This is a genomic window from Levilactobacillus hammesii DSM 16381, from assembly GCF_001434395.1.
GTDB classification, from domain to species: domain Bacteria; phylum Bacillota; class Bacilli; order Lactobacillales; family Lactobacillaceae; genus Levilactobacillus; species Levilactobacillus hammesii.
Window position 1 is genome coordinate 24,267 of sequence record NZ_AZFS01000044.1, and the last position, 12,386, is coordinate 36,652.

Here is a 12,386-nt window from a genome sequence, read left to right on the forward strand (position 1 = left end):
TTATTAGCGAATTTAATCGTTAGTAAGAATAGGGGCGTTTTAATGCCAGTCTTGAAAATCTTGGCAGGGGCAAATTGAATGTGTTTGCCCGTTGATTGCGTTACAATTTAACTAATTAAGGAGGAATCAGCGATGGCAGTGTTTACGGATGAACAGAAGCTAAAGATTTTGACGGATCTGGTCGCGATTCAGTCGGTCAATGATCATGAAAACGAGGTTGCCCATTACCTGCAACGGGTCTTTGCGGCACACAACATTCAGGCGAAATTGGTCGCGTTGAGTGAGACGCGTGCTAATTTGATTGCCGAAATTGGGACGGGTCACCCCGTACTGGGTGTTTCTGGCCACATGGACGTGGTTTCACCCGGAGACGTGACCGCTTGGAAGAGCGATCCCTTCACGGTGACGGCCCACGCTGGCAAACTGTACGGTCGAGGTATCACCGATATGAAGGCGGGCCTTGCCGCACTGGTGATTGCCATGATTGAACTGCACGCGGCCGGTAAGCCCACGAACGGGACGATTCGGCTCATGGCTACCGTAGGTGAAGAAGTGGGTGAGACGGGTTCTGAGGCCTTTTACGAGGCGGGCAACATGAGTGATGTTGACGCCTTGCTGATCGGTGAACCCACGGGCTATCACATCTTCTCCGCTCACAAGGGGTCCATGGATGTCCGCTTAACGTCGCAGGGGAAGGCCGCCCACAGTTCGATGCCAGAGCTCGGGCAAAATGCCATTGATCCCTTACTTTCCTTGTTGGGACAGGCAAATGAGGCCTTTCGGAAGACGGATCGTGTGAATGCTGCGTTGGGGGCTTTGACCTTCAACACCACGGTCTTTCATGGCGGCAATCAGGTGAACTCCATTCCGGCTGAGGCCTCGGCTGAACTGAATGTACGGACCATTCCCGAATTTGACAATGCCACCGTCACCCAGGTTCTTCAGCAACTGGTGACGCAGGTGAACGAACAGGGTGGTCACGTGACCATGGACATCTACATGTCGCAGTCACCCGTTGAGGAACCTAAGGATAACGCCTTGAGTAACTTGGCCGCTGCGATTGGTGCCAGTTACGCGGGAGCACCCATTCCCAAATTGGCATTACCGGCCGTGACGGACGCCTCAAACCTGCTGAAGGATAAGGGCCACAATTACCCCTTCATCGTCTTCGGGCCGGGCAACGAGACGGCTCACCAGGTCGATGAGTACGTCGATCAGCAGATGTATTTAGACTTCACTGAACTCTACCAGAAGCTCATGACGGGGTATCTGGAGGAGCGCTAGCGATCGCACGGGAACAGGCCTTAAAGTTGGCCTGAAACGTGGACATTTCGGTCATGTTCTGGTCGCTATCGGGATGAACTGGTTCAAATAAGCTATCAAAAAAACGCGCGAACCCCTGATAAAAAGGGGGTCGTGCGTTTCGTTTTACAGCTTATTCAGCCAGTTTGAGATACCTTTGCAGGTAGGAAGCCAGTCCATCATGATCGTTGTCTAAGGTGGTCACGTCATTGGCCAGTTGTTTAATGGGCGTGGTGGCGTTTTGCATGGCGACACCCCAACCCGCGTAATCGATCATTGCGGCGTCGTTGTGTTCGTCTCCAAAGGCAATAATGTTTTGCCGCTCAACGTGGTAATGGTGGGCCAACACTTCAACTCCAGTCGCTTTTTGGACGCCCTTAGCGCCCAATTCCACGACGGCGTTCGGACCACCCCAAGGGGCAGCGTCGATGACGTCGCTAAAGTTGTGCCGAAGGTAGCTTAAGAGATGATCCTGGTGGCTGCGATCGACGGCCACCGTGAGACTGGTGGGGTTTTCGCGGAGCGTTTTTTGATTAAGAATTTCATTGGATTGGAGAACCGTGGGAAAGAAGCCGACTTCGACGGGGTGGTTACGAACCGCCAGAAAGAGGTCCTTGCCCTCAGCCGCAATCATATTGATACCCAGTTCCTCGCGATGCGCGAGCAAGTCAAAGGCAATTTCCTTGTTAAAGGTGTACTGATACTCACCCTGCCAGTGTTGGTGGGGAATGTGGCCCAGACTCCCATTAAAGTTAATCATGGGGCCATCCAAGTTCAGTTCATCGTAAAAATTTGACGAGATGCGGTTCGGCCGTCCCGTCACAATGCTGACGATGTGACCAGCTTCGCGGGCCTGAGTCAAAACGGCCTTCGTCTTAGCCGAGACCTTGGCGTCCGCATTTAAAGTGGTGCCATCTAAATCAATGGCGATTAATTTTCGTTCCAACAGAGAACACCTCGCAATTTTGAAATAAAGTAACCCTTTCAATTTAACATAGTTTCAAGCGGGTTGCACTCATTTCAATCGCTAACGGGGTAGTGCTGGCTTATAGAAACGGGTATAATAGGCAAAGTAAAAGTGATGAATTAAGCATTATGTATATAGCAACTAAACAAATTGTGACTAGCAAGATGGAGGAATAACGGTGAATTTACCTGAAGACTTTGTAACGAAATACCAACGGCTTTTAGGCGCAGAAGCGGATGACTTTCTGGCCAGTTTTGACACCCCAAGTCTGAGTGGCTACCGGACAAATCCAGCGCATCATCATCTCCCGGCCGCGTTAACCGCAGCCCCCAGTGTGCCGTATGAGCCTTTGGGCCATTTTGGCACGGTGGGTGGTCGGACACTCACCCACCAGAGCGGGGCAGTTTACAGTCAGGAACCCAGTGCGATGTTTGTTGGGGCTACCGCTGCCCCCCAGCCGGGTGAAAAGGTCTTGGACTTGTGTGCCGCACCTGGGGGCAAGACCACGCATCTGGCCAGCTACTTGCAGGGGACGGGGTTATTGGTCACAAATGAGATTAATCGCAAACGCGTTAAGGTTTTAGCCGAAAACGTGGAACGGTTTGGCGTTAAGTCGGCCGTGATTTTGAATGAATCTCCCGATCGACTGAGCCCCGTTTTTCCGGACTACTTTGATAAGGTGCTCGTGGATGCCCCTTGCTCCGGCGAGGGCATGTTCCGCAAGGATCCCGATGCAATGTCCTACTGGTCCCTGGATTACGTGCAGGATTGTGCCACACGGCAACGCGAGATTATGACGGAAGCCTTGAAAATGGTGAAACCGGGTGGTCAGCTGATCTACTCGACGTGTACGTTTGCGCCGGAGGAAGATGAACAGATGATGGCCTGGGTTCTCGACAACTTCCCCGAGTTCCATCTGGTACCCATTACCAAGGTTGGGGGCGTCGTGGATGCAAAACCAGAGTGGGCAAATGGCAATCCAGAATTAAAGAAGGCCGCCCGGTTGTTCCCACACCTGATGGCGGGTGAAGGTCACTTTGTAGCCAAGCTAGAACGGGATGAAGGCGATGCCCAGGCGTTTCACGGCCAAGCTAAACTGGGAACTCCATTGACGGGTGACCAGCGTAAGTTGTGGCAGGAATTTGCCGACCAAGTTCTGGGTAGTCAGGATTGGTCTGACTTGGTGACGGTTAAGGATCAACTCTTTGCCGTGCCAGCGGGCCTACCGAACCTGAAAAAATGCCACGTCTTTCGGCCAGGATTACACCTGGGAACCTTCAAGAAGAATCGGTTTGAACCTGCCTATGCACTAGCCTTAGCCAGTGATACGCAAGCAGTCAAACAGACATTAGCTATTACCACGGATCAGTGGCGAGCCTGGGTTCACGGCGAGACCTTTACACTGGAGACGGCGCCACAAAAGGGGTGGTACCTTCTGACGTGTGCGGATCAGCCCGTTGGATTTGGGAAGGTCGTGGGCAACACGGTGAAGAACTTCTTCCCTAAGGGCCTGCGTTTCACGGTCTACGATACGGATCAAGTGATTTAACTGGGGCAACCTCATGGAGGATTGCCGCCTTACCGTTCGCCAAATTTGAACTGGAACGCGGTGGGCAGGACAGGAGAAGCCTGAAGAGCGGTCTTCTCCCTCGCTTTGAGCCGAAAAATTCACGTCTCAAAGACGCCATTTTCCAAGAGAGATCACTTGGAAAATCCCACGGCTGAGCTCAAATTTGACTCACTCACGGCTACACAGTCCGTTTCCCAATACGTTGGGATAGATCAACGTAACCGGAGGAGGCCAGAGATGGAGGCAGCCGTGACAACGGTGTTAGCCGATTCTTCGGCTTACAGCGTGGGACGTGTTTGGAGACCGGCGAATTTTGCCGGGCTTCAAACCGAGCCGGAGGACCGCTTCTCAGGCCGCAGGCGATCCCCACAGCAGCCGGAATCTCTGGCAGCCGCAGGTGAAGTACTGGCCAGCTTGCCAGATCGAGTTTTAGGATCGGTGAATGGCGGTGTAGGCTTTTAGCATGAGATGAAAAAAATCCCCATAGAATGGCAGCAGTGGTTTTGTAACCAACCTGGTCATTCTATGGGGATTTTTCTAGTTTTTGTAAGGGGCAAAAAGCGTTACTTCGTGAACCCCCGTTGGCGACAATAACTTTCTAATTCGGGGGACAAAAGCAGTTGTTTTTCCCGTAGTGCCGCCAAATTGGGGGCACCAAGTAAGGTCATAATGGTTTTGAGTCCGGTCTGCCAGTCCAATAGGCGTTGCGTGGTTGTGGCTTCGTCGGTTTTGATCAAACTGTGGAGAATTTGACCAGCGCTGCCAACCACGGATGCGCCCAGAGCTAGGGCCTTTGCCGCATCCAGTGGCTGACGAACACCACCGGTGGCAATGACGGTCAGAGCCGGGACTTGTTGGGACTCGAACAGGGACTCAACGGTCGATTGGCCCCAGCCAGCCAGGTACGTCAGCTCTTTTTCAGGTCGCCGGAAATTTTCAATCTGTGCGAAATTCGTGCCACCACGGCCGCCCAAATCCACATACTGAACGCCAACATTTGCTAGTTGCGTCAGTGTCTCGTGGGCCATGCCAAAACCAACCTCCTTGACGATAACGGGAACGTCGAGCGCCGCCACAATCTCGCCAATGTCATCTCGCCAGTGAAAATCGCGATCGCCTTCGGGCATGACCAATTCCTGCGCTGCATTGACGTGAATCTCCAGGGCATCGGCGGCCAGCATCTCGACGGCTGCTCGCGCTTGTGCCACCGAGTGGCCGGCGCCAATGTTAGCGAAGACCAGGCCGTCGGGATTGTTTTCCCGAAGAACGGTAAAGGTCGCCGCTGCACTGGCATCCTTGAGCGCAATACTTTGTGAACCACTGGCGACCGGCATCCCCGTGGCCGCCGCAATGCGGCCCAGCATGGCGTTTACCTTGCCTGTGCGGGGACTGCCCCCAGTCATGGCCTCGATCATCAGGGGAACGGGTAACGCGAGCGGTCCCAACTGTGAGCTGAGATCGACATCGGTGTAAGTCATTTCGGGTAAACTTTGGTGGATAAAGCGCAATTGGTCAAACTGACTGGTTGTCGTGGGTTGATAGAATTTTTCAGCCAACGAGAGGTGTTCATCCTTCCGATGGGCGTGGCGTGAGAGTTGTGCCATAGCGGTCTCCTTATTCAATCACGTGATGGACGTTCAACTTTAAAGGCTCAATGCCGCGGTGTTCCCATTCTTTCAACAGGCTAGCGAGATCCTTGGCGGCGTTGATGATGACGATACCACAGTCACCACCACCAGCACCGGAGGATTTCGCGGCACCACCGATATGAACGGCAATGTCACACATGGTCTTAAGTAGCTTGGTCTCAATGGTGACGTGGCTTAAGCCGGCCAATTGATTGAGCAGCTGGCGATTAATGCCGATCTCGGTCTGAATGGCCTCTAAATCTTGGGCGTGGAACCCGGCGATCATCCGCTGCAGGCACGCCTTGCTTTCCCGCAGGAAGGTGTGGTAGTCGTCGCGTCGGGTTGCCTTAAATAGGGCCACCTTGTCGACCAGGTGAGAGGTGGAGGCCGGTGTTCCGGTCCAGCCGATCATCAGACGGAGAGATTCGGGTGGCGTCAAAAGTTCAATCTGTAAGCCAGGCCAGTCCATTGTTAAGAGGTCAGTCAGGCTGATCTCTCGGCGTGCGGACGCCAGCCAGTCGCGATCAAACGCCTGGTAAGCGATCCAACCACCGTAAACGGAGGCGGCAATGTCGCCGAGTGACCCGTTACCCTGTACATCGAGGTGGGCAATAGCGGCCAATTTGAAAAGGCGATCCTTGGGCATATCAATGTCATAGAATTGGCAAAGGGCCTTGACGGTTGCTACGGTGACGGCGGCGGAAGAACCGAGGCCATACTTCTTGCCATCGGCGCTATCCAGGTCACTGTTCACGTTGAGGTGATAGATGGCCAGGGGCTTGCCCAGTGACTGCGCGTACTGCTCGGTCAGGCGAATGGCGGATAAGATATAGTGAAAGGGATTATCCCGATTGTCAAAAACGAGCTCGGTTCCCTGGCGTTGCCAGTAAAGGGAGTTCTCTTGGTATTGTTTGGAGGCGATCCGGCCATAGTCGTGGCTCGGTGCGATGGTCACGGTGACGAACTGGTTTAAGGCAACGATAATTGCCGGATATCCCGGTTCAACCACGGCGTATTCGCCAGCAATATAGAGTTTTCCGGGTGCTTGCGCGGAAATCAAAAAATCAGGTCCCTTCTGTAACGATAAATGTTTTTTAGTGATGTTAGCGTGTTAGTGTTTTGAAAGAGGCGGTTGCTCGCCAATTCAGGCCTCGTCCAGGAATTGAATCCCCGGTCCGGGGTGCGCCACGATGACGTTGTCGCCGCCAAACTGTTGGCTGAAACGTTTCGTGATCGCGGCAATGTCGCTGTTTTGGCAGAAAATCTTCAGGTTAGGACCGGCGTCCAGCGTGTAGTAACATTCTACGCCAGCCGCGCGGAGTTCCTTGACCGTCTGCATGGCCGCCAGGGTGTCACCGTTGAAATAACTATAGGGTGGCCAGGCGCTCAGTGTCAGAGCGTGCATCCGCATGGCGTTGGATTCCAGCGTTTCGCCTACTGTCGTAAAGTCTTGTGCGAGAATGGCGGGCTTGATGGCGGCCAAATCATCGGCCACAATCTGTTGCCACGCCGGATAAAATGGGGACGTGTTGACGCTACTCTGCATCCCTTGGCGTGAACTGATTTTTTTATGGTGGGGGTCAAGAACCAGTGCCACTACAGCAATGGGCCACTCCACCTTTTCAACCAGGGGTACGCCGTACGAGCTGAGATCATCGTGGCCCGCGTGCCATTCGACAAAGCCACCAAAGATAGATCGCGTGGCTGAACCCGATCCGCGCCGGGCCAGTCGTGAAAGCGCCGTGCGGTCAAGTGTTAGTCCGGCCGCCTGGCTCGCCGCACCAGCCAGCGCCGCAAAAGCGGAGGCTGAAGAGGCCAGGCCAGCTGCGGTTGGCACGTGATTGACGGAAGTTACTCGCGCAAAAGAGGCCCGCGAAGACTGCTGGCGCACCAGGTTTAAGAAGTTATGTACTTTAGTCGCCCGTTGTGCTGAGAGGCGCTCGCCATTGACGATAACGTCATCGGCGGTGAGACCCTCATCGAACGTGACGGTCGTATCCGTATAAAATTGATCCAATGTGAGGGATAAACTACCCGTTTGGGGGATAATCAGGTCAGTATCGGCCTTGCCCCAGTATTTGACGAGCGCAATGTTGGTATGTGCTCTTGCAGTTGCCGTTGCGGTCATTGGTGTTCCTCCTCTAAGTTAAAGGCTTCGATCCACGTTGCCGTGGCGCCAGCCGTCACTAAGCTTTCCTTAACCCGTTGTGTGGTTGCTAAATCGGGACACAGGGCAATCAGGCAACCGCCCATACCGCCACCGGTTAATTTGGCGCCCAGGGCACCATTAGTCGTGGCAACCTGTGTCAGGTGATCCAACTCGGGGGAGCTGACGCCCAGACCGTGCAATTGGTCTTGCGCCGCGCTCATGATGGTGCCTAAGTGAGCCAAATCGGGCTTGGCCAGTGCCACTCGGGCGTCGGCACTTAGCTGGCCGAGTGTCTGAATCTGTTGTTCAGTTTCAACCGGCAAGGCCGTTTTACGCCGTGCCACGGCCGCGACCGCCTTGCCGGTCTGGCCCTTAATGCCACTGTCGGCGATAACCAGGTAACCTTGTAAGGCGAAGGGAATCTGCGTCGTTTCCTGGTGGGGAACGAACCAGATGGGCACATCGGAGCTTACGGTTGCGGCGTCGATGCCACTGGGGTTACCGTGCGTAATCTTTTCCGCGATTGCCGCGTTAGTCAGTAAAAGATCCCGGTTCAATGGCCGGTCAAAAAAAGCATACATTGCCCGTGTGATGGCCACCGCAACGGCGGCTGAGGACCCCATTCCCCGTTCGGCGGGTAAGTCACTGGTAATCGTCATGTCGAAGGGGGTCTCGTGACCATCGAAGCGGGTGAGGAGCGTATCGATCAACGCGGCAACACCCGCGAGGTTTTGTCCCAACTGCGCGATGGGCCCGTCAAAGTAGCGACTGCTAAGGTGCTGGCCGTGGCTTGCCGTGCGCATGGTCACGTTGGTTGTGACCGAAGGCAAAGGTAAGGCGATAGCCGGTTGACCATACACCACGCTGTGATCGCCGATGAGAATGATTTTGGCGTTGCTTTGTCCGCTTACCGTGCTACCCAAGTTTGCTCGCTCACTTTCTACATTAAATTTCCTACCAGAATATCATACTCTACTGACTCCCATTGCGCTAGTTTTGCCAACGAAAATCCGCAATTCTACGAAAAATTAACCCTTTCTATAGAAAGTTTTCCGCCAAAACAGGTGTAAAGCTAGGTGTAAACGTTCCCCATGGCAGTGGTGAGAGGTGTTGCTGGTCACCAAGCGCGGGAAGTCTCGCACTGAAAGAACCGGATGGCGTCGGTGGACTGAGACCCATGGTGTGGCTGGACGTGGCCTGAATTTAGGGGCAACCGGGAGCCTGCCTGGGTTCAGACTATCGCGGTGAAACGTGTGTGCCAGTCAACCGCCGTTTTCCACACGCTTTGTGGTAGCGCAGGCCGCTCAAGTGGTGTATCATAGTGCCAGTTATTAACGCAATCGTGCAGAAATTGGTGAGCATATTATGGATAAAGACACGGTTTATGCGGTGGTTGATATTGAGACTACCGGAACCAGTGTGACAGATGGCGACCGCATTATCCAGATCGGGTGCGTCTTCGTCCAGCACAACAAGATTATTAATCACTTTGAGACCGACGTGAATCCACTGCGGGAGATTCCTGCGGGGATTTCACGGCTGACGGGGATCACGAACAAACGGGTTCGTCACGCACCACTCTTTGATGACGTGGCCGCGACGTTATACAGTCAGTTGACCAATACGGTCTTCGTGGCTCACAACGTGAACTTTGATTTACCCTTTATTAACGCAGAATTTGCGCGAGTCGGTTATCCGGAATTGACCATTGAAGGTTTGGATACGGTGTCCCTGAGCCAGATTCTGTTACCCACGGCCGCTAGTTTTCGACTACGCGACCTCAGTAGCCTGTTTAACATTGAACACGACAGTCCACACTCTGCGGATAGTGATGCAAGTGCCACGGCGGAGTTGTTTATCTTCTTGTTCCGCCGGTTACGGGCACTGCCATTGGTGACGCTTCAGCAAATGATTGACTTGCATCCCGAGCTACCGCTGCAAACGGCGGCACTTTTTGACGTGGCCTTACGGTTGAACACCGAACAGCCACGCAAGCTACCGGACTACCTGTACGTTAAGAATGGTCTCGCCTTGCGCCGTGCCACGGCATTGCCGGCCACCACGCTGGCTGAGCCGTCCAAGTATCCCAAGACGAAGAAACAGAAACAAAAGCTGATGCCGGATAACCTGGAATGGCGACCGGAACAAGCTAAGATGATGAATTATATTTATAACAACTATGCGGCGAGCGATCAGCATCCCGTCAAACAGATGATTGTCGAAGCCCCAACCGGGATCGGGAAGAGTCTCGGCTACCTGTTGCCCATGGCCTACCTTAACCAGCAGGGCCACGCTGTCGTGATTAGTACGGCCACCACGCTGTTACAGGAGCAGTTGTTGGATCAGACGTTACCGCTGTTGAATCAGATCGTCCCGTTCCAGATCAACGCCGTCTTAGTGAAGGGCAGTCGGCATTACCTCGACTTGCAGAAGTTTGCGGCGACCTTAAAGGTAGCTGAAAGTTCTAAGCAAACGCAGTTACTCAAGCTGCGGCTATTGGTGTGGTTAACGATGACCACAACCGGTGATCTCGATGAGCTGCATTTGGCCACTTACCGGGCGCCGTACTTCCAAGAGGTCGTGCATGAGGGCTCGACGCAAGCGGATAACCCGTTCTACGACGATGACTTCTTACGGCGGCGTGACCAACGCATGACCCAAGCCCAAGTCATTATCGTGAACCATGCTTACCTGAGCGAACACGCGCAGGATCTTGGCGAACGTTTGGATCGGCCATACCTGGTAATTGATGAGGCTCAGCATTTAGCAGAGAGTACCTTACGTCAGCGACGGACGCAGATTAAGTTCGCCCACCTGACGAATGCGCTCCATCACATTCAGCGGGATATCAATCGCGAGATGGGGCCGAGCTTACTGGGCCTGTTTGTGGGTGATACCCAAGCCACCAACACGTTACATCGGATGGTGCGCTTAAGCGAGGAATTGGAGACCACGTTGGATCAAGTGGTCAATCAACTTTTCTTGGCCTTCTTGGCGCGTCAACGGGGGAATAATCAGAATCAAACCATTGAAAAATTAATTCCGACTGAGGAACTCGATGCGCTACGGCCGCAGACGGACCCCTTGGTTGCGACCATCGTTAGCGATACCACGTCATTACTGGCAGAACTGGGGGCCTTGCGGCAAAGCTTCGATCAGCAGCAGGCCCGGTTCTCGGCTTCGGAGCAACATTTATTCGCGCAAGTCGATACGCGAATCCATCAGTTTGACGATGAGGTTTCACAGTTGCAAGATATCTTTGCTCAGGTCACGAAGACTCATACGGCCAGCTTGTTCTGGGTGACGATCAACCATGTCGGCGACCGTAACAGTCTGCAATTTGCCAGTGGCTTGTTGGCCACCGAAGGGTTCTTACGCCGGCAGATCTATACGCATTTTCAGCCCGTACTATTGACTGGGGCCACGCTCTTTTCTTCCGGACGCTCACAGTACGTTCTCGATCAGTTTGACTTAGATCGCGACGAGACGGTGACACACCGGATGCGCTCGAGTTTTGACTACGCCCAGCAAGCGGAACTGTTGATCGCGGACTCTGGTCCGGAACTCAACCGGGTGACACCAGCCGATTATGTGGTGTACCTGACGGCGGCCATTACGCAGATTGCGGGCGCCGTGGACAAGCAGACCCTGATTCTCTTTAATTCGCTGAGCGTGATTGAACAGGTCTATCAGCAATTGGTGACGCAACCGGAATTCGCGCAGCGGGAGATCTTTGCACAGGGCATTAGCGGCAGTCGTGAACGCATCGCTAAACGCTTTGCAACCAGTCATGGCGCCATCTTGTTAGGCGCAGCTAGTTTCTGGGAGGGCATCGATCTGCCAGCGGAACAGCTAGAATTACTGATTGTGACCCGATTGCCATTCGATTCGCCCGACCGCGTCTTTGTGAAGGCCGACTATGCACGTCTAGAGGCTGCCGGCAAGAATCCATTCTACAATGCGGCACTCCCCGCAGCGACGTTGAAGCTACGACAGGGGGTTGGCCGGCTGATTCGGACGCCGACAGATCATGGGGCCATTGTGATCCTGGATCAACGGCTGATTGAACGGCACTACGGTCAGAGTATCCTGAGAGCCTTGCCAGCCGATCTGCCCCGAACGACGGGCGATGTGACGGCGATTTCCCAAGGTTTAGTTAATTTTTTCGAAAAAAAGCCGGACCAGTCCGTGACGCCACCCGAAGTTTGATATAATGAGAAAAGATTGAATTCTGACAAGGGAGTACGATGGAAAATTGATGAGACAACAATATCAACGGCGCCAGCGACCACGGCATTGGGTATTACTCAGTGTATTGATCGTGATCCTGGTACTGTTGCTGAGCGCGGGCTATGTGATTCGTAAGGCCACCAAGCCCCTCAGCCAAGACCAAACGCGGGCCGAAACGGTCGCTAAGAAGTCTGGCCATCTGACCAGCACCAGTGGGTTTTACTGGACGAATCTGGATACAACCTACTACACGGTGGCGGGGAAGAATAAGGCCAAGCAGGCCGTCTACGCCATCGTGCCCAAGTCCGGGGATAACGTGACCGTTCTGAAGCAAAGCGACGGTCTGTCCCGAAATGCCGCCCTTCAAAAGGTCTGGAATCGGAATCCTAAGAAGGTGCTCTCCGCAGCACTGAGCATGTTTAATGGTAAGCCAGCTTGGCAGATTAGCTACTTAAATAAGAGCGGCAAATTGTGCTATCTGACGTATCAGTATAGTAACGGTAAAGTTTTACAACAAATCTCCAACATCTAATCTAGGAG

At 53.7% G+C, this 12,386-nt stretch carries 9 protein-coding genes; 4 read left to right on the plus strand and 5 right to left on the minus strand.

The genetic code is table 11. The features are described from left to right. Positions 1-132 precede the first annotated feature (132 nt). The gene (locus FD28_RS02755; protein ID WP_057732347.1) at positions 133-1,284 is read left to right on the plus strand and encodes an ArgE/DapE family deacylase; all 1,152 of its coding nucleotides are present in this window, start codon (positions 133-135) and stop codon (positions 1,282-1,284) included. Between the two features lie 151 nt (positions 1,285-1,435). Here FD28_RS02755 and FD28_RS02760 read toward each other — a convergent pair whose 3' ends face one another. Continuing rightward, positions 1,436-2,248, minus strand: coding sequence for a Cof-type HAD-IIB family hydrolase (locus tag FD28_RS02760; RefSeq protein ID WP_057732349.1), 813 nt, complete (start codon positions 2,246-2,248; stop codon positions 1,436-1,438). Positions 2,249-2,447: 199 nt separating this feature from the next. On the opposite strand from FD28_RS02760, the gene FD28_RS02765 reads away from it, so the two are divergent. Then, positions 2,448-3,818, plus strand: coding sequence for an RsmF rRNA methyltransferase first C-terminal domain-containing protein (locus FD28_RS02765; protein WP_057732351.1), 1,371 nt, complete (start codon positions 2,448-2,450; stop codon positions 3,816-3,818). Positions 3,819-4,402: 584 nt separating this feature from the next. Here the strand turns inward: FD28_RS02765 and fni are convergent. From fni to mvk, 4 genes are all read right to left on the minus strand, one after another. Further along, the gene (gene fni / locus FD28_RS02775) at positions 4,403-5,443 is read right to left on the minus strand and encodes a type 2 isopentenyl-diphosphate Delta-isomerase (RefSeq protein WP_057732355.1); all 1,041 of its coding nucleotides are present in this window, start codon (positions 5,441-5,443) and stop codon (positions 4,403-4,405) included. Positions 5,444-5,453: 10 nt separating this feature from the next. After that, the gene (locus tag FD28_RS02780) at positions 5,454-6,527 is read right to left on the minus strand and encodes a phosphomevalonate kinase (RefSeq protein ID WP_057732357.1); all 1,074 of its coding nucleotides are present in this window, start codon (positions 6,525-6,527) and stop codon (positions 5,454-5,456) included. Positions 6,528-6,611: 84 nt separating this feature from the next. Next, the gene (gene mvaD / locus FD28_RS02785; RefSeq protein ID WP_057732359.1) at positions 6,612-7,595 is read right to left on the minus strand and encodes a diphosphomevalonate decarboxylase; all 984 of its coding nucleotides are present in this window, start codon (positions 7,593-7,595) and stop codon (positions 6,612-6,614) included. Then, entirely contained in the window at positions 7,592-8,539 is a 948-nt protein-coding gene (mvk, locus tag FD28_RS02790; protein ID WP_057732362.1) for a mevalonate kinase, read from the minus strand. Before mvk ends, mvaD begins: the two co-directional genes overlap by 4 nt. Positions 8,540-8,981: 442 nt before the next feature. On the opposite strand from mvk, the gene FD28_RS02795 reads away from it, so the two are divergent. Together FD28_RS02795 and FD28_RS02800 are read left to right on the plus strand one after the other, a co-directional pair. Continuing rightward, positions 8,982-11,825: a helicase C-terminal domain-containing protein gene (locus tag FD28_RS02795; protein ID WP_057732364.1), complete on the plus strand. Its 2,844-nt coding sequence runs from the start codon at positions 8,982-8,984 to the stop codon at positions 11,823-11,825. A gap of 49 nt (positions 11,826-11,874) precedes the next feature. Beyond that, the gene (locus FD28_RS02800; RefSeq protein ID WP_057732365.1) at positions 11,875-12,378 is read left to right on the plus strand and encodes a cell wall elongation regulator TseB-like domain-containing protein; all 504 of its coding nucleotides are present in this window, start codon (positions 11,875-11,877) and stop codon (positions 12,376-12,378) included. Positions 12,379-12,386: the final 8 nt, after the last annotated feature.

Excerpts from the sequence above, each read along its gene's own strand:
- FD28_RS02795 (WP_057732364.1), top strand. The coding sequence starts at position 8,982 with ATGGATAAAGACACGGTTTATGCGGTGGTTGATATTGAGACTACCGGA.
- mvaD (WP_057732359.1), bottom strand. The coding sequence starts at position 7,595 with ATGACCGCAACGGCAACTGCAAGAGCACATACCAACATTGCGCTCGTC.
- FD28_RS02800 (WP_057732365.1), top strand. The coding sequence starts at position 11,875 with ATGAGACAACAATATCAACGGCGCCAGCGACCACGGCATTGGGTATTA.
- FD28_RS02755 (WP_057732347.1), top strand. The coding sequence starts at position 133 with ATGGCAGTGTTTACGGATGAACAGAAGCTAAAGATTTTGACGGATCTG.
- fni (WP_057732355.1), bottom strand. The coding sequence starts at position 5,443 with ATGGCACAACTCTCACGCCACGCCCATCGGAAGGATGAACACCTCTCG.